Genomic DNA, 15011 nt, shown 5'->3' on the forward strand with positions numbered 1-15011 from the left:
CTAAACTCCGTTCTTCGCGCCCTTGCGGACAGCTTTGCTGATGGCTCGTTTGATGGATGCTGCTGCCTTCTTCCGCTCCAAGCGGAATGCGGGCCAGAAGAAGGGCTGCGCGTGTGCCGTCTTGGTCCCGTACTCGACCAGATGCGGATACCTGGCATCGGAGTCGCCTGCGGTGATCATCACCGCATTCTTGGGGACCACCGTCTCGCCGCCGGGCTGGCTGTAGGAGGGAGTGCGCTTTCCCCCCGGCGTGACGGTAATGGATTCAATCAAGTTTCCCGTGTCGCGGGACCGCTCCGCGAGCTGGTGCATGGTGTCCGAGATCCGGTCGCCGGCCTTCAGCAACGCCGGCTGTACCTCGGCGATCGCGGCCTTCGTGGCACCGTCCAGCATGCGGTTGACGCGCGTGAGTTGGTTCGAGCGGGCCACGTCAGAATTCCCACTGCCGATAGGGGCCGATGAGCGCGAAGAAGCCGAGCTGCGTCTCGTTCAGGGCCTGCGGGGTGGTGGCCTCCGGGTTTTCATAGAGGTGGCCGGCATACATCTTGAGCGCTTCCTTGAGCGCATCAGGCACAGCGTCGGCGGTCTCGAAGGCGTCCAGCGGTCCGACATAGCCCTCGACGAAATCGCGCGCCGCTTCGAGCTTGTCGAAGAGCTTCCGATCGTCCTCGTACAAGGTGACGTTCAGCGCGTCCTTCAGGTCGGAGAGCGGCACAATATCGGTGATCCGCAGCAGGTCAGCCATGACGCTTCTCCTGGCTCTGCTTCCAGCGATTGTGGCAAGGACCGCAGAGTGGCTGCCAATTGCTGCGGTTCCAGAACAGCTTCATGTCGCCGCGATGGGCCACCTTGTGGTCGACCACGGTGGCGAGGCCGGAACACCGCGCGCATTTGGGGTGCGCCTTCAAATAGGCCGCCCGCTCCACGTCCCACTTGGTGTCATAGCCGCGCTCGCGTGCTGACGGCCGGCGCGCATCGGCCTGGGCCTTGCGCTTGGCCTCGCAAGGGCAGCGCTCGCCGCTGGCGATCTTGTAGCCGCAACCGCAAATCCGAGGGGCACGCGTGGGCATGGTGGAGAATGTCCTTTTGGTGATCGGGAGACGGGCCGTGTGGCCCGCCTCCCGTGAGCCGTTCGCGGGTGGGTGACCCGTCGTGCTCGCGACCTCATCCGCCTTGCCCCTCCAAAATGCGGCATCAGCCGGGGCGCCAGGGAGGCGGATTTTTCGTTGTTGGGCAGGCCGCTAAATGCCCTCAGAGACAGGCGCCAAGATCCTTAGGGAACGGGCTTTTCGGCCGGATTGCCCTTCACCAGTACGGCGCCGGCCGCGATGGAGGTGCCGCTATTCTTCGTGACCACGGCTCGCACATAACGCTTTGCGCCGGCATAGCCGACACGGACCACGGAGTCGGCCGCGAGGCTCGCCGGGAACGTGCCGTGCAGGTCGTCCACGGCCACGTCCGTGAAGTCGCCGGAGACGGTCGTGTCGGAGTCCTGGAGCTTCGCAGTGAAGTCGCCAGCGCTGGTAATGGCGCCGGTGTTGATCACCAGCACCGCCGAGTTAAAGCCCAGAAGGTCCACGGCGTCGCCGGTGGTGGTGGCCGCGAGCACGGCGGGCGTGATGGCCTTCACCACGCCGATGTTGTTCTTCAGGTCACGCATGAGTTCGCTCTCCTCAGAGGCTGGTGGCGATCTTCAAGGTATGCAACGCCTCGCCCATAACCACGGCGCCGCCGACGCGGCGGCGGGCGTGGAAGCGGACGATGCCCTTGGTGGCCTGCGAATACGGGTCGCGCAGGATGGACAGGCCCACCCGGTCAAAAATCCGGTAGGCTGTACCAAAGTCGCCGAACACGATGGGGCGGGCATTGGCGCCCACGTCCGCGAGGTCCGGGAACTCGATCACCGGGCGCCCCAGAATGGTGGGTGGATTGCTGGCCTGGAGGCTATCGCTCCACAGGTAATGGCCGTCCGTGGCCTTCAGCTTGCGCGTCGCGGCCATGGTCTTGCGATTCATGCCCCACACGGCCGCGCCTACGTAAGCCGAGGGAATGGCGTGGTAGAGATCCACCAGCGCGTCAGCCTGGAGCGCAGAGGCATGGCCGCCGGCTGTGTCGAGAACGGTGGGATCGAACATAAAGCCGAAGGGCTTACCGACGCCGTTGCCCGACACGAAGGCGGTGCTCTCCAGCTTCGCGAAGGCCGCACCGATCCGGCCCGTAATCTCTGCCTCGATGTCGAAGGCGGAATCCTCCAGCAAGCGCTGGCTGATGTCGATCCAGCACGCCGCTTCATGAACGTTGATGGTCTGCTGACCATAGGCGGCGGTCGTCTCCGGACGATCCTCGGTCTCCTCCACCCAATCGGCCGTCGGCGCCGCGGTCTCCTTGGGAAGGGTGATGCCGCCGGAGGAGAGGCCCGCCACGCGCGAACTGTCGCACCGGGGAGAGCAGTTCCACCTTCTTCAGGATCTCCGCTGCCAGCGGCTCCGGCGCCACCAGATAGCCGGCGGCGGTGTCGTTCGCGACCACAAGGGCCTTGCGCTCCAACTCGGGCACCAGGGCTTCGCCGCGCCGCAGGAAGGTGTCGAACGCCTTCTGCTCCGGGGTGCTGGAACCGAGGTTGTCGGCGGACACGACGCCGGGGCGGTTCAGCTTCGCCTCGATCTTGTCCAGGCGATCGCCGAGTGCCTTCGTTTCCGGCTCGGGCGTCCCTGAAGTGGCGGACTGCGCGGCCTCCACTCTCTCCAGGCGGCCGATCACCTCACCCTTGAATGCCTCCAGGGCCTGCGTGACGACGGCGGCGGGATCATCGCCTTCGCCCTTGAATTCGATGGCGCCAAGCGGCGCCTGCGCAACGTGAAGCATGTTCACCTCTTGGAAAGCGCCGCGGCGGCGCGGTTGATGGCCCCGGCAATGGCCAGGGCGTGGGTGGCGGTCTTGGCGCTGGTGATCCGGGCGCCGGGGTGCATGGGGATGGTGACCAGCGAAACTTCGAGAAGGTCGAGGGCCAGGATGGTGCGGCCGCCTTTGCGCGGCGACGCCTTGCGGATGAGGAACCCAATGGAGAGGCCACCAACGGCACCGGAGCGCACCAGGGCGCGGACTTCGCGGGCTCGAGCGACGTCATCCACCAGGAGCCGCCCTTTCAGCCGCAGGCCATCGGCCGCCTCGACGGCTTCGGTCCAGGCGCCGACGGGGTCGCTCGGGTCGTGGCCGAAGAGCATGGGAAGGGGCAGGCGGGCGCCGGCGAAGGCACCCTTCTCGATCATGTCGCCGACGCGATCCGGCGTGCCGAAGGGCCAGGCCAGACCTTCGATGGCGCCGGCGTCGTCCACCAGGATCTTGGTCTCAACGAACAGGCGTTCAATCACGCTGCCCCCTCGGACGCAGGCGCAGGGGCGCCGCTGGTGGTGTTGGGATTCTCGAAGCGCTCGCCGCCGGCATAGGGCGGGCGGTTCTCCATCGCGCGCGCCTCGTTCGGGTTGAGCACGCGGGAGGCAATGAGCTTCTGATAGGCGTCGGCGCGGCTCGCAAGATCCGCGCGCAACAGATCGTCGACCAGGAATTCGGCGAGGTATTCGCCGCGTTCTTCCGGGGTGAAACAGGCGCGGCGGATGGCGCCGGTCCACACCTCCAGCCAGGGCAGGAGGGAATAGGTCAGGAACTCCTGGCCCATGTCGCCGACGTTCGACCAGGTCGCGCGGCTGAGCTCATAGAGCATGTGCGGCGGGACGCGGAAAGCGCGCGCGACTTCAAGAATCTGAAACTGCCGCAGCTCCAAATATTGGGCGTCCACGCTGGTGAGCGTGAGCGGGGTATACTGCGCATCGCCGTCCACGATGGCGGTGCCGCCGGACTTTCCGCCCCCGTGGGCAAGCTGCCAGCTTTCGCGGATGCGCTTGATCGCCTCGGGTGGCGTCCGATCCTTCAGCGAGAGGACGCCGCTTGGGCGGGCACCATTGCCGAACAGGCGGGCGCCGTGCCCCTCCATCACCAAGGCAAGGCCGATGGCCTCCCGCGCGGTGGTGAGCGGTGCCACGCCCCCAGGCGCCCGAATGTGAAGCACGTTCTCACGCGCCAGCAGCGCGCCGCCAACGCGATAGGTGGGCTCGCCGGTGTCGGCATAGTCTACGGACACCTTGGCGGGATCGAGCCGCAGGATCTCCACCGGCCGGCCGCCGACGCGGTTCACGAAGGCGATGCCGCCCTTGTCGTGTGTGAGCGCGTCGATGGTGAGCTGAAGCTTCAGGTCGTACGCGGATTGCCAGTCGTTGGCGTCTTCGTGCAGGAGCCCATAGGCGGGGTGGTCGGTGGCACGTTCCTTCGACCCGTCTGTGCCGCGCCGGTAAACGATGATGGGGAGCGTCGCGGCGGCTTCCGAGATGATGCGGATGGCGCAGGACGCCGCCGGGTGGCGCAGGGCCGTGGCGATCGAGACAGAAACACCGGCTGTAGTGGCGGTGCCACTACCGAACAGCTCCAGCAGCACCGCATCGGGCGATGCGAGCGACTTTTTCTGGTAGCCCAGCCGGGCAGCGATTCGATCCAACATGGCGGCGAAATTGGCGCCGCTGCAGGTTCACGTGCCACCCTGTTTGCTGAAGATCGCTGAAGATCGGCGGGCTTTCAAAGTCCGTGGAGAATCGCGTGGCTGGAGCGCCCTGGCCGAAAACCCCAATTGGGCTCGATGTTGCGCGAGACACCCCCGCCGGTCCCGAGCCCACCGCCCGAAGTCGGAGACCGCCCCCGGGGGCATCCTCTTCGCCGCGTGATGGCAGCTACGATCAGCGCAGGAGGTCGCGAGCGGCCGTTCTTAGGCTTAGACGACATCGGGACATGTATCGGGCCGCTCTCAGCCGCCTGCGATGCTCCAGCTTAATTTTCGCCGCATCGGGTCGCGCGGGCGCGGTTCCGGTATCACAGTAAGGGGTCGAGAGCGGCTCTTGATGTGACGGTTCGGGGGGCGCTTTCAAGCGCCCCTCCCGCCGTCACAGTCCATCGGGATCAAGAACAGCCTGTCCTCTTAGAACAGAGGTTCCTCATAAGAATGGTTATCTAAATGCGCGCGTAGTTAATACTCGCGCGCGCAGGGGAGTAATTCTTAAAAGTTGTATGGCCACAACCATGCGATGCGTGATGTCACGGAATCCACGACTGTTGTCACGCTCGAAGCCTGTCATGTCACGGAATCAGGAACCTCTGTCACGCTTGAGGCTTAAAGCGTCACGCTCTGCCGCGGGCTTCCGGCTGGTGAACACGAGGCTGTAGAGGCCGGACTCGTTGATGATGGTCATCGCGTCGCTGCGAGACACCGTTCGAGCTGACGTCGGTAATCCCGACATCAGCTTTTTCATCGTCATCGAGCCGTCCAGCGGCATCCCGCGAGTTCTCAATCTCCAGCACCCGACACACGTCGGCCAGGACGAACCACGGCTGCCCGCCCCGGTCGGCCGCGCGAACGGACAAAGGAGAAGGGCGTGCGGGTACAGCATCAGCCGTGCACCGGGACCAAGTTGAGGTAATGCTTAGAGCCGCGTGCCCAAAAGCGCCGAGTGAACGACTCCACATCCGGCTAAAGCGCTGCTATGAGCGGACCATGTCGAAGATCCGCCACATCATGTACACGCTAGGTGGTGCTGCATTTTTGCAGATCCTTACGAACGTCAACGATGTGAGCCTCAAGCCCTTCTTCACCGCTGCAGCTGAGAGGGCCGGCCTGAAGCCGGAGGCGTGGGTTGAGCCCGTATTCGCTTGGGGTGGAATTATTCTCAATAGCCCCTGGTTTCAGTATGGGGCCGCGATGTTTGTCGGTGCTGTGTTTTGGGAGATCGTCAGACGGGGTTTCGAGCGGTGGAAGCCCGCCGGCCCGCCGGCCGCGGCAGAGTCCAACGCTCCGACATGGCAAGAAACATATCGCCGGCGTGAAACGCTGAAGGCTTACGAGGCCGCCTGCCTGGCTGCGGACGAACTGCCCGCCCATCCCGTGCCGAAGGGGCCAGCTCGCTCGCTTCTCGCGGACATCGTTTCCGGGATTGAAGGCGGCAAAATCCCCCGCTGCCTCATTAGAAGGCCTGAACCTCGGCAGCAATGGTTGGGCCCATCGCGATCGCCTGAACACATCGACCTGGTGACTTCATCCACAGAGGCGCCCCGGGCAGCCATTGCACAATACCTGCGCGATCGCGGGCACGTGCAGGCGGCAAACAACTTGGGTTCGGTCTAACGGCGCGCGCAGTTTGGCTGCCCCTCCAGCAAAAGAACCAGCCCAATCAGAAATCCGCGTATTGCTTCAACCATCCAAGCGCACGCTCTATCGCTTCATCGGCGGTTGCCTCGTCCACCCATGGAAGCGCGGGCGCTAAGGGCACCCATACTTCGTAATCCCCTGGTGGATCGCGACGAATGCCGTTCTCAAGAGGGAAAGAAGGCTGCAAAACGAAGTGCCTCAATATCCTGGCTCTGATGGAATACCCGCCCGCGGGCGCCCCCCTCAAAGCCTCGATGCGAACCGTTTCGCTTTCCCCCCTCATCTGGAAAACAAGCTCGACGGTCTTCTCAATCACATAAAACTCGCCAGCAAAATCCGGCTTCATGGCTTCCTCCCCAGGCAATGCGTATGTGCGGACTAGCCTCTACCCCCAAGCGACCCACGCTTCCATTCGCATGGCTGTCGGCAGGGATCCCGAGATTACAATGCGCTTACACACCGCATGGCGGCGATCGCATTGACGAGACCGAAAACCAACATCTATTTGATATTTAAGCTGAAATTTTGGCTGGGGGACTAGGATTCGAACCTAGATTGACGGAGTCAGAGTCCGCAGTTCTACCGTTGAACTATCCCCCAATCGCCGGCCGACCAGAAAAATCGGCAGAGATGGACGCCAGCGACACACCGGCGTTCGAGCGGGCCGTCGGCCCGTCGGGTGAGGGCGGTCTATACGCAATTCGCCCGCCGGGGTCCAGAGGCTTGCCGGCGAAAATTGCACCTCCATCCACTGGCATACGGTATCCGCAATGGTGCCATGCACAAATTGGTATGTTGCACTGCGATAGTTTCCCTTATGTAAGGGCAACACGATGGAGAAAGACCATGACCACGATTACCGCACACCCGTTCCGCGAGACCCTGTTCGGCCGCTTCGGCGCCTATGTCTCCGAGTTCGTTGCGGCCGTGCGTGACGCGCGGGTGATGGCGGACCGTTACGCCCGCTTGTCCCGCATGTCCGACTATGAACTGGCCAGCCACGGCCTGACCCGCGAGACCATCCCCCAGGCGGTTGCCAAGGGCCTCTGAGGCCGCGCTTGGCCAGATGTTCCTGGTGTTCTGAACGACGGCTCGGCGTTATTCCGGCAGCAGCACGCGGGCGCGCAGCACGTAGATGCGCCGTCGCCCGATCCGGGAGAGGAACCGCTTCTGCGGCGCCACCCCGGAAGGATGGCCGCCGAGCCGCTCATAATGCTTGCGGGAAATCAGCAGTCCCTGCCCTGCCTGGGGCAGGCCCAAAAGGGCCAATCGCGCCGCGGCAACCGCTTCGCCGAGCCGCGGCTTGAAGCCATATCCATCCACGGACAGACGGAACGTCGCCACGCTCCGGTCGCTTAGGCCCCGCCGCTCCACCGTTTCAAGGAACGTGGACACTTCGCGCGTCCAACCCTCCTCAAGGATCGAGTTCGGCTCCAGGAACAGCAGCCAGCGCCCGCGCGCCATCGTCGCGCCCTGCCGCAGCCGCATCCCCATGTCGTGAACCGAGGTCGACAAGGTGCACCCGGCGGCATCCGCAATCGCCACCGTATCGTCGGTCGAACCCGCGTCCGCGAGAATGACGTCGCGCAGAACCCCCGCCGTCACGCCCTGCACCAGCGCCGCGAGGACGAGCACAAGCTGGCGTTCGGAATTCTTGGTGGGAATAATAACGGAAATCAATCTGGCGCGGCTCCCGTCCCCTCAGCACAGCTATACCGTCGCCATTCAATCCCGTCGATGGCGCTCCCTGCTTAAACTATGTCCATCACCCCTTGAAGGCATGGCCATGCGTGGACACGCCGCACCGCGCGCCAAGGGGAGTTCACCTTGCCGGTGCCTTGGATTAGAACAGCGGCAACACATCGCTTCAGGCGGTGCGCATTGAACGCGCAGGGCCGCCTCGCGCGGCCGGCCGGAAGGGTGATTCGCAATGACCTCCGCCATGACGTTTGAAGACTGGGACAAGGATTCCGCGGGCCGCCTGAAGGTTTGGCCGCTCCAGGCCTTCACAACGGCGATCTTCGACGGCCGTGCCGGCGGCTTGCGCCTGGAAGTGGGCGTGCCGCGCGCCCCCGGCCAACCGCTGCCGGCGGTGCAGATCTCGCTCGATCCCGCCCAATTGCGCGCGCTGGCCGATGCGCTGCAGGAAGTGGCAAGCCATATCGAGAACAAGACCCGTCCGGGTTGATGACGGCACGAGGAAACAACGTGGCCCGGAAGCTCACCCCTGCGCCCTCCGAACGCCGCGCGCGCCGCACCCTGGCCGCGCGCCTCGCCTGCATCGCCGTGCTGATGGGGTCGCTGGCGCCCTACGCCGCGCGGGCGCAGGAGCAGCGCCCCCCGGTCAATGCCGTGCCCGTTGAAACCATGGCAGCCCTAGGTCAGGCCCTCTACGCTTGCTGGGCACCACCTCCCGGAAGCGAGGGCTCTGAAATCACCTTTCGCTTCGGCCTCACCGCCGGCGGGGAATTGCGGGGAACGCCTCTGGCTACCTATTCGGTGCTGAAGGGAACCCCGGAGGACCAGAAGGCCTTTGTCGCCGCTGCCCTGCTGGCGTTGAGCCGCTGCACCCCCGTGCGCATGAGCGAGCAACTTGGCCGCATCGTCGCCTCGCGGGTGCTCACGCTGCGCTTTGCTGCAGGGGAAGCCCGCACTTAAGCCCCGATCAGTCCGCCTTGCGCCCCTTCGCGTCTTTTTCGGCAGCAACCACGATCGGCGCCCCCTTCCGCCCGCCTGCTGCCCCCCCGGGCGCGGGCGTCCCGGCTGCGGGCGCCTGGCTGCGCTGAAGGCTGGCCATGCGAATCAGCGCCAGTTCGGTGCGGATGATGGAGGTCTCGTCCGCCAGCACTTCCAGCGCGGCGGCGATACGCTCCACGGCGTTTTGATCCTGCCGTGCGGCTTTGCGTTTTTCGAGCACCTCGCGGACGCCCTCGAACACGTCCTTCACCCCACTGGCCATGACCTGCCTCCTGGCTGCGATGCGCGCGTCCGCATCCTGCTGCGCTGCCGAGCGAGCCCGGCAATACCGACCATCATAGAGGCGCGCGGGCGCTGCACAAAGCGCCATGCGGGAGCGCGTCCCGCGACGGCGCCCGAAAAATCGTCGCCCGCGCTTCTTGTGGTCGCAACCTGGTTTGCACAGAAGACCCGCGGCGATTTCTCGCCTATGAGGAGGCAGCGTCAACGCAGGGAAGATGAATGGGCCGCGTGCTCCTAGCGTGGGAACTTGGGGAAGGTCTCGGGCATGTCTCGCGCCTGCTTCCCGTGGCGCAGGAATTATCCGCGCGGGGTCATGAGTGCGTTTTCGCCGTGCGCGACGTGAGCCTGTCGGCGATGATGCTCGCCGGCCAGGGGTTCAAGGTGATCCAGGCCCCCCATGCCATGGTGCCAGAAGGCCGCCTGCCGTTCAGCGTCGGCTCCTACGGCGACATCCTGGGTCTGGTCGGCTTCAATGACGCGGTGGGCCTGGAGGCCTTGCTGCGCGCCTGGGACCATGTGCTCGACACCCTTCGTCCCGACCTGGTGATCGGGGATTACTGCCCGCTCCTGTGCCTGGCGGTCTTCGGGGCCGTTCCGGTGATCGTGCTGGGGGATGGGTTTACCTTGCCGCCGGCCGATCGCGCGCATTTCGATCCGCTCGCGGAGCGGGTGCCCAGCCTCAGCGAGGCCGCGCTGCTGTCCAATGTCGGCATCGCCCAGCAGCGCAGAAAGCGCCCGACACCGCAGAGCCTGCCGGCGCTGTTTGCCCATGCGCAGCCGTTCATCGTGACTCTGCCGGAGTTGGACGCTTATGCGGAGCGCAGGTCCGAGGGGGCGTCGGTGGGACCCTTGAAGCCCCTTCCCGCCCCTGCCGCGACGCCGCCCGCTTGCGGCTGGTTCGCGTATCTCAGCCTCTCGCATCCGAATACACCGATGCTGCTGGCGACCCTCACGGATCTGGATCCGAGCGGCAGCGCCTATCTGCGCGATGCCAGCGCAGAAGAGCGTGCAATCCTGCTCCAGCGCGGCATCCGCGTACATGACGCCCCGCAAGACCTGGCCACTGCCGTCGGCGCCGCCGGAATACTGGTGCACCATGGCGGGCTGGGCACGCTGGAGGCCGGGCTCGCCGTCGGGCGCCCGCAATTCCTGGTGCCCCGGCAATTGGAGCAAAGGCTCAATTGCTCCCGGATCGGCGGCTGGGGCGGGGCAGTCTCGATGGCTCCAAGCTTTACCACCCAGAACGTCCGGGATGCGTTCCGCCGGTTGCAGGATCCCTCGTTCGCCAAAGCCGCGCATGAGAAGGCCGCCGAGCTGGAACGCCGCGGGCCGTTCGGAAGCCTGCAGACCATCGTCCAGGCGAGCGAACGTCATCTGTGACGGGCTTCGGCTTGCCTTTGCGTCGCTGGACCGATACGCGATCAGGGAACGGCCGAATTCCGCTGTAGGAAGGAATCGGCGGCGGCACATTCGGGCTGAAGATGCAGATCATATCGGTCGTCCAACGCAAGGGCGGCGTTGGCAAGACCACCACCGCTGTCAACTTAGCCGGGGAATTGGTGCGGCTCGGCCGCTCTGTGACCCTGATCGATGCCGATCCCCAGGGATCGGCCTATGCATGGGCGCTGCCGCGGCGGCTACGCTTCACGGTTCGCAATGACGTTCTCTCCACCGCCAGCATGGTGTCCTGGATCAAGGGCGTGTTTCGCAGCGGCGGCGAATTCGCCGTGATCGACTGTCCAGGCGAACTCGGGCTCACGTTCCAGGTCAGCGTCGAACTCTCCGACCTGCTTCTGCTGCCGTGCGGCCCCTCCAGCCTCGACATCAGCTCGTTAAAACAGACGCTGGTTCGCCTGAGCGAAGTGCGCGCCGGCCTTCGGGGCAGCGGCCCGAAAGTCATGATCGTTCCCACCAAGGTCGATTCGAATACTCTGGAAGGCCAGCAGATCGTGGCAGAGCTCAGCCAATTCGGACTGCCGCTCGCTCCAGCCTTATCCTACGACATCAATTTCGTGCGCTGCTTCACGTCGGGCGAGACGGTTTCCACCTATGCCCCGGGCTCGGTGGCGGATCGCGACATCCGCGCCCTGGCGGCCCAAACGCTCCGGGCGCTGGGGCCCACGCCGATGCTGCGCAGCGCCGAACGCGCGCGGGCCCACGGCCCCGGATTCTAAGTGCGGGTAGGGACAAGTCGCACGACTGGCGAGACCACCTCAGATTCCCTTGGATCATCGGGCAAGCTCCTTGACAGGTCATAGGCCCGGACTCTAAATGTCGCCTCCCAACGACCGGGGCCGTAGCTCAGATGGGAGAGCGCTGCAATCGCACTGCAGAGGTCAGGGGTTCGATTCCCCTCGGCTCCACCACTCCGATCCGTTTCGCGGATTTTCCTTAAAAATCATTGGCTTATCGCCCTGCGATTTGCAGGTGCGTACCCGGTTTCGTACCCGAAGTGCGTACCCTCCGGTTGCCTGCGGCCTGCGGCCTGCGCCTTCGCGCTTCGGGATCATGAAGCCAGGGCGCGGGGCATGCGGCAGCGGCCGGCAAAGAGACAGATAGCCGGACGCAGACGCGTAAAAATCACTCCTCGTCGGCGAAGAAGTTCTCGTCCAGGCGCTTGAACTCAACGGCGCGGGTGAGGCGGACGCCGACATTGTGCTCGATCATCAAATCGGCGAGCTGCTGGCCGTCGATGAGAATCACGCGCTGGGTGAGGTGCCGCACGAAATCCCGCGCCTGGGCGCTGAAGGCGGAGGTCGTGACGAACACGCCCTTGGTGGCACCGAGGCTCACGAGGCTGCCCACGAGCCCCCGCACCTCCGGGCGCCCCACCGCATTGCCGGGCGCATAGCGCTTGGCCTGCACAGGCGATTGTGGAGAACGCGCTTCCCACCGGAGGGGAGTTGCGCTTCCCGCTCCGCCTCCGTCAAGCCGAAATCGGTGGCGATGCGCTCCTCCACGGCGGGAATGCGCGTCTCGCCCGTGTCGGCGATCTTCAGCAAAGGCAGCATGAGGCTCTGATAATCGGGAATGGCCATTTCACGCCTCCGCCGCCGGCCGCCGCCCGCGCCGGGGCTTGGGCGCCGCGCTGCGCTCGGCCCGGATGCGCTCCAGCAGCACGCTTGCCGGCTCGTCGGCGGGGTCCTGCGGCACCAGCTCGCCCCGGAACGCCTTGGCGAGCACGGCCTGATCCAGCCGGTCGATGAGCTTGCGGGCGCTGGTGGCCTCGGCGGCGAGACGGTCGATCCAGGAGAAGGCGGTTTCGATGCGGTGGAGCAGCTCCACCTGCTCGGCGTGAGGCATTACGGGAACACCGAGCTGCCGTAGCTTAGTGCCGTTGACGTTCGCCTGCCCGACCTGTTGGTTGACTACAGATGCGACCCACTCCCTTCCGAAAGGCGAGTTGACGTAGGCGCTCAGGAGGCGGGGTAGGAGCCCGCAGACCTTGATGCGGATGAGGTAGGACGCGAAGGACGCCCGGGCGGGCTCTCCGTCGTATACAGCGGTCTTGCCGACGAGTTCCGCGCTGTTCGTTCGGTTGAACAACACATCTCCACGCTGCAATAGTAAGGTGGGAAATTCGTGATAATCCTTCGGCAGATATTTCAGAGAATTTAGGTCGAGGCTGCCGCCTTGCAGATTTCCCATGCGCAGCACAGCGACGCCGATTTCATCGTCATTGGTTTTCGCCGAGCTGCCATACTGGATCAGATGCGACAATTGATCGACAGACGCCCATACCCAACCGGACGGCAAGTCGATATCCGGCTGCCAGTCAATGCCGTCAGGAGCGCTATAGCGGGACGGGGAGGACAATGTCGCCCACGCTTCTTTCCTGAGCTTCTCAAGTGCGGCAGGGGCCGCACCATCAGCACCCCCTCGCGCCCACCACTCTCGCGTCAAATCCCCCCGGAAGGCGGCGGCGAGGATGGCCTGCTTGTACTTCTCGACGAGGCGGGGGATGTGGTCCAGGTGATCGCGGGCGCGTCTGGACTTGGCCGTCAGGCTGTCGATCTTCGCCACGATCCGCCGCTGTTCGGGGAGGGGCGGAAGGGTGACTGCTCGATCTTCCATGTCACCTTTTGTGACATGAATCATTGTTGATCCGGTTCCATGGTCGGCTTGGATATTTTTTTTGTCCCACTCGAACCAATGAAATAGAAAAAGCTTGTCCACGGCAAGCTCATGTAGCTGCGTCTTCCAAATATGGTAGTGAAAAATCGCCTTTTCGCCGCCCCATATGCGCGGACCAAAAGAAGCAGACCATGCGTAAAGCAAGTCGCCTTTGTTGCAATATTTCTCTTCTGAAAGCTCTAAATCAGAATAATACCAGTGTCTATTTGAAAAAAAATTGCCAACTCGAAGCACCGGATATCGTCCGGCGTCAAGAAGTTCAGATTGCTTGTAGGCGCGGCCATTGATGAGGTCGCACACGTCGGCAAGCCGGGCCTCCACCCACCCCTTCGGCAACTCGCTCATTCCGCCGCCTCCGCCACCGGGGCGCCATCCTCCGGCTCCAGCTCTTCCGCCAGCGCCTCGATCTCTTCCAGCGCGGCCTTGAGATGCCCGATGAGGGCCGCGGCGATGTCTTCCGGTTCGGTCAGGGCTTCCTCGGCCTCCGCCTCAGTGTCGCGCAGCCAGGAGATGTCGAGATTGTCGTTGCGCCCGGCGATGGTGGCGCGGGAGAAGCAGCGCCAGCGGCCTTCTTCTCCCTCATCCTTCCGCTTCGCCCCGCCATTGGGATCGTCGCCATAGGCGGCCTCGAAATCGGCGAAATCGGCGACGGTGAGCGGGCGGGTCTTGCCGAAGGCGGGCATGTTGGCTCGCATGTCATAGACCCACACCGCCTTGGTGTTCGCCTTGTCGCTCTTCCCGCGCTGGAAGAACAGCACGTTGGTCTTCACTCCCTGCGCATAGAAGATGCCCGTGGGCAGGCGCAGGATGGTGTGGAGGTTCGTGAGCTCCATGACCCAAGTGCGCAGGCGCCGGCCGGTATTGTCCTCGAACAGCACATTGTCGGGCACCACCACGGCTGAGCGCCCGCCGGGCTTCAGGGCGCGGACGATGTGCTCCACGAAGGCGAGCTGCTTGTTGGAGGTCTCCGCCGTCACCGAGAAATCGGTGCGGGTGGGCCGCCCGCCGCCCTTCTTGGTGCCGAAGGGCGGATTGGTGAGGATGAGGTCTGCCCGCGGCAGGCCCTCGCCATCGGGGGAGAGGGAGTCCATGTTCTCCACCCCGCCCTCGATGCCGTGAAGCAGCAGATTCATCAGGCACAGGCGGTGGGTGTCCGGCACCAACTCCCCACCGACGAAGGCATTGTTGCGCTGGAAGAAGGCCTGCACCTCCGTCAACTTGTAGAGATCGTCGGTGTGGTCCTTGATGTAGCGGTCGGCGGCCACAAGGAAGCCGGCCGTGCCAGCCGCCGGGTCCTGCACGACTTCCCCCGGCTGGGGCTTCATGAGACGCACGATGCAGTCGATGAGGGGGCGGGGCGTGAAATATTGACCGGCGCCGGATTTCTTGTCGGCGGCGTTCTTCTCCAACAGGCCCTCATAGAGGGTGCCGAGCCCCTCCTCGCGGGCGGAGAACCAATCCAGCTGATCGATGCTAGAGGTGAGCGCCTTGAGGTTGGTGGGCTTGCGCAGCTTGGTCTGCGCATCGGTGAAGATGGCGCCCACCAGCTTATCCGGCGCCTTGCCGAGTTCAAGCAGCATGGCCTTGTAATAGTCCAGTTGCGCCAGCCCCTCCTTCTTGGCAAGGATGCCCCAGCGCCAGCCGTCCGGCA

The 15011-nt window shown here is 64.5% G+C and carries 22 protein-coding genes, 2 tRNA genes and 1 pseudogene; 7 read left to right on the forward strand and 18 right to left on the reverse strand.

The window, feature by feature from the left end:
• The 10 genes and pseudogenes from V5F77_RS24120 to V5F77_RS24165 form a co-directional block, all read right to left on the reverse strand.
• Positions 1-429, reverse strand: a complete 429-nt coding sequence (locus V5F77_RS24120) for an HK97-gp10 family putative phage morphogenesis protein (RefSeq protein ID WP_429007781.1) — start codon at positions 427-429, stop codon at positions 1-3.
• A gap of 1 nt (position 430) precedes the next feature.
• Positions 431-745: a head-tail connector protein gene (locus V5F77_RS24125; RefSeq protein ID WP_429007782.1), complete on the reverse strand. Its 315-nt coding sequence runs from the start codon at positions 743-745 to the stop codon at positions 431-433.
• Positions 738-1070, reverse strand: a complete 333-nt coding sequence (locus V5F77_RS24130; protein ID WP_429007783.1) for an HNH endonuclease signature motif containing protein — start codon at positions 1068-1070, stop codon at positions 738-740. The genes V5F77_RS24125 and V5F77_RS24130 overlap by 8 nt, the downstream gene beginning before the upstream one ends.
• Before the next feature lie 203 nt (positions 1071-1273).
• Positions 1274-1660: a hypothetical protein gene (locus V5F77_RS24135; protein ID WP_429007784.1), complete on the reverse strand. Its 387-nt coding sequence runs from the start codon at positions 1658-1660 to the stop codon at positions 1274-1276.
• A gap of 13 nt (positions 1661-1673) precedes the next feature.
• Entirely contained in the window at positions 1674-2357 is a 684-nt protein-coding gene (locus V5F77_RS24140; RefSeq protein ID WP_429007801.1) for a phage major capsid protein, read from the reverse strand.
• On the reverse strand, positions 2290-2865 hold the full coding sequence (locus V5F77_RS24145) for a phage major capsid protein (RefSeq protein ID WP_429007785.1): 576 nt from the start codon (positions 2863-2865) through the stop codon (positions 2290-2292). Before V5F77_RS24145 ends, V5F77_RS24140 begins: the two co-directional genes overlap by 68 nt.
• 2 nt (positions 2866-2867) lie before the next feature.
• Positions 2868-3368 carry an HK97 family phage prohead protease gene (locus tag V5F77_RS24150; protein ID WP_429007802.1) on the reverse strand — a complete coding sequence of 167 codons (501 nt, stop codon included), beginning with the start codon at positions 3366-3368 and terminating at the stop codon, positions 2868-2870.
• Positions 3368-4552 carry a phage portal protein gene (locus tag V5F77_RS24155; RefSeq protein ID WP_429007786.1) on the reverse strand — a complete coding sequence of 395 codons (1185 nt, stop codon included), beginning with the start codon at positions 4550-4552 and terminating at the stop codon, positions 3368-3370. The genes V5F77_RS24150 and V5F77_RS24155 overlap by 1 nt, the downstream gene beginning before the upstream one ends.
• Positions 4553-5189: 637 nt before the next feature.
• Positions 5190-5378 (reverse strand): BRO family protein, encoded by a 189-nt coding sequence (locus V5F77_RS24160; protein WP_429007803.1) that lies wholly within the window; start codon positions 5376-5378, stop codon positions 5190-5192.
• A gap of 16 nt (positions 5379-5394) precedes the next feature.
• Positions 5395-5568, reverse strand: a pseudogene (locus V5F77_RS24165) (hypothetical protein); the annotation flags it as partial.
• A gap of 28 nt (positions 5569-5596) precedes the next feature.
• On the opposite strand from V5F77_RS24165, the gene V5F77_RS24170 reads away from it, so the two are divergent.
• Positions 5597-6223 carry a hypothetical protein gene (locus tag V5F77_RS24170; RefSeq protein ID WP_429007787.1) on the forward strand — a complete coding sequence of 209 codons (627 nt, stop codon included), beginning with the start codon at positions 5597-5599 and terminating at the stop codon, positions 6221-6223.
• A 46-nt stretch (positions 6224-6269) separates the two neighbouring features.
• On the opposite strand, the gene V5F77_RS24175 is transcribed toward V5F77_RS24170, so the two are convergent.
• Both V5F77_RS24175 and V5F77_RS24180 read right to left on the reverse strand, forming a co-directional pair.
• Positions 6270-6593 (reverse strand): hypothetical protein, encoded by a 324-nt coding sequence (locus tag V5F77_RS24175; protein WP_429007788.1) that lies wholly within the window; start codon positions 6591-6593, stop codon positions 6270-6272.
• A gap of 180 nt (positions 6594-6773) precedes the next feature.
• Positions 6774-6847 (reverse strand) — tRNA-Gln (locus V5F77_RS24180).
• A 246-nt stretch (positions 6848-7093) separates the two neighbouring features.
• Here V5F77_RS24180 and V5F77_RS24185 point away from each other — a divergent pair.
• Entirely contained in the window at positions 7094-7297 is a 204-nt protein-coding gene (locus V5F77_RS24185; protein ID WP_429007789.1) for a hypothetical protein, read from the forward strand.
• Positions 7298-7345: 48 nt separating this feature from the next.
• Here the strand turns inward: V5F77_RS24185 and V5F77_RS24190 are convergent, their stop codons facing one another.
• Positions 7346-7927 (reverse strand): glycosyltransferase, encoded by a 582-nt coding sequence (locus V5F77_RS24190; RefSeq protein WP_429007790.1) that lies wholly within the window; start codon positions 7925-7927, stop codon positions 7346-7348.
• Between the two features lie 262 nt (positions 7928-8189).
• Here V5F77_RS24190 and V5F77_RS24195 point away from each other — a divergent pair, with 262 nt between their 5' ends.
• Both V5F77_RS24195 and V5F77_RS24200 read left to right on the forward strand, forming a co-directional pair.
• On the forward strand, positions 8190-8435 hold the full coding sequence (locus tag V5F77_RS24195) for a hypothetical protein (protein ID WP_429007791.1): 246 nt from the start codon (positions 8190-8192) through the stop codon (positions 8433-8435).
• 20 nt (positions 8436-8455) lie between these two features.
• Positions 8456-8905, forward strand: coding sequence for a hypothetical protein (locus tag V5F77_RS24200; RefSeq protein ID WP_429007792.1), 450 nt, complete (start codon positions 8456-8458; stop codon positions 8903-8905).
• A 7-nt stretch (positions 8906-8912) separates the two neighbouring features.
• On the opposite strand, the gene V5F77_RS24205 is transcribed toward V5F77_RS24200, so the two are convergent.
• A complete protein-coding gene (locus V5F77_RS24205) occupies positions 8913-9206 on the reverse strand; it encodes a hypothetical protein (RefSeq protein WP_429007793.1) in 294 nt (97 codons plus the stop codon).
• A 239-nt stretch (positions 9207-9445) separates the two neighbouring features.
• Between V5F77_RS24205 and V5F77_RS24210 the strand changes: the two genes are divergently transcribed.
• From V5F77_RS24210 to V5F77_RS24220, 3 genes are all read left to right on the forward strand, one after another.
• Positions 9446-10606 (forward strand): hypothetical protein, encoded by a 1161-nt coding sequence (locus V5F77_RS24210; RefSeq protein ID WP_429007794.1) that lies wholly within the window; start codon positions 9446-9448, stop codon positions 10604-10606.
• 101 nt (positions 10607-10707) lie between these two features.
• Positions 10708-11400, forward strand: a complete 693-nt coding sequence (locus tag V5F77_RS24215) for an AAA family ATPase (protein WP_429007795.1) — start codon at positions 10708-10710, stop codon at positions 11398-11400.
• A gap of 116 nt (positions 11401-11516) precedes the next feature.
• Positions 11517-11592 (forward strand) — tRNA-Ala (locus tag V5F77_RS24220).
• Positions 11593-11806: 214 nt separating this feature from the next.
• On the opposite strand, the gene V5F77_RS24225 is transcribed toward V5F77_RS24220, so the two are convergent.
• The 4 genes from V5F77_RS24225 to V5F77_RS24240 all read right to left on the reverse strand — a co-directional run.
• Positions 11807-12091 (reverse strand): restriction endonuclease, encoded by a 285-nt coding sequence (locus V5F77_RS24225; RefSeq protein WP_429007796.1) that lies wholly within the window; start codon positions 12089-12091, stop codon positions 11807-11809.
• The gene (locus V5F77_RS24230) at positions 12016-12264 is read right to left on the reverse strand and encodes a winged helix-turn-helix domain-containing protein (RefSeq protein ID WP_429007797.1); all 249 of its coding nucleotides are present in this window, start codon (positions 12262-12264) and stop codon (positions 12016-12018) included. The genes V5F77_RS24225 and V5F77_RS24230 overlap by 76 nt, the downstream gene beginning before the upstream one ends.
• A 1-nt stretch (position 12265) precedes the next feature.
• Entirely contained in the window at positions 12266-13705 is a 1440-nt protein-coding gene (locus V5F77_RS24235; RefSeq protein WP_429007798.1) for a restriction endonuclease subunit S, read from the reverse strand.
• Positions 13702-15011 (reverse strand): HsdM family class I SAM-dependent methyltransferase (locus tag V5F77_RS24240; RefSeq protein ID WP_429007799.1); only part of this gene is annotated, 1310 nt, incomplete at its 5' end. The genes V5F77_RS24240 and V5F77_RS24235, both read right to left, overlap by 4 nt.

The sequence above is a fragment of the Roseixanthobacter psychrophilus genome, from assembly GCF_043195195.1.
Classification (GTDB): domain Bacteria; phylum Pseudomonadota; class Alphaproteobacteria; order Rhizobiales; family Xanthobacteraceae; genus NCEH01.

What these genes read in the sequence shown, in the direction of transcription:
- V5F77_RS24215 (WP_429007795.1), top strand. Translation starts at nt 10,708, where the DNA reads ATGCAGATCATATCGGTCGTCCAACGCAAGGGCGGCGTTGGCAAGACC.
- V5F77_RS24155 (WP_429007786.1), bottom strand. Translation starts at nt 4,552, where the DNA reads ATGTTGGATCGAATCGCTGCCCGGCTGGGCTACCAGAAAAAGTCGCTC.
- V5F77_RS24135 (WP_429007784.1), bottom strand. Translation starts at nt 1,660, where the DNA reads ATGCGTGACCTGAAGAACAACATCGGCGTGGTGAAGGCCATCACGCCC.
- V5F77_RS24205 (WP_429007793.1), bottom strand. Translation starts at nt 9,206, where the DNA reads ATGGCCAGTGGGGTGAAGGACGTGTTCGAGGGCGTCCGCGAGGTGCTC.
- V5F77_RS24230 (WP_429007797.1), bottom strand. Translation starts at nt 12,264, where the DNA reads ATGGCCATTCCCGATTATCAGAGCCTCATGCTGCCTTTGCTGAAGATC.
- V5F77_RS24145 (WP_429007785.1), bottom strand. Translation starts at nt 2,865, where the DNA reads ATGCTTCACGTTGCGCAGGCGCCGCTTGGCGCCATCGAATTCAAGGGC.
- V5F77_RS24195 (WP_429007791.1), top strand. Translation starts at nt 8,190, where the DNA reads ATGACGTTTGAAGACTGGGACAAGGATTCCGCGGGCCGCCTGAAGGTT.
- V5F77_RS24170 (WP_429007787.1), top strand. Translation starts at nt 5,597, where the DNA reads ATGTCGAAGATCCGCCACATCATGTACACGCTAGGTGGTGCTGCATTT.
- V5F77_RS24235 (WP_429007798.1), bottom strand. Translation starts at nt 13,705, where the DNA reads ATGAGCGAGTTGCCGAAGGGGTGGGTGGAGGCCCGGCTTGCCGACGTG.
- V5F77_RS24175 (WP_429007788.1), bottom strand. Translation starts at nt 6,593, where the DNA reads ATGAAGCCGGATTTTGCTGGCGAGTTTTATGTGATTGAGAAGACCGTC.
- V5F77_RS24160 (WP_429007803.1), bottom strand. Translation starts at nt 5,378, where the DNA reads ATGCCGCTGGACGGCTCGATGACGATGAAAAAGCTGATGTCGGGATTA.
- V5F77_RS24125 (WP_429007782.1), bottom strand. Translation starts at nt 745, where the DNA reads ATGGCTGACCTGCTGCGGATCACCGATATTGTGCCGCTCTCCGACCTG.
- V5F77_RS24185 (WP_429007789.1), top strand. Translation starts at nt 7,094, where the DNA reads ATGACCACGATTACCGCACACCCGTTCCGCGAGACCCTGTTCGGCCGC.
- V5F77_RS24210 (WP_429007794.1), top strand. Translation starts at nt 9,446, where the DNA reads ATGGGCCGCGTGCTCCTAGCGTGGGAACTTGGGGAAGGTCTCGGGCAT.
- V5F77_RS24130 (WP_429007783.1), bottom strand. Translation starts at nt 1,070, where the DNA reads ATGCCCACGCGTGCCCCTCGGATTTGCGGTTGCGGCTACAAGATCGCC.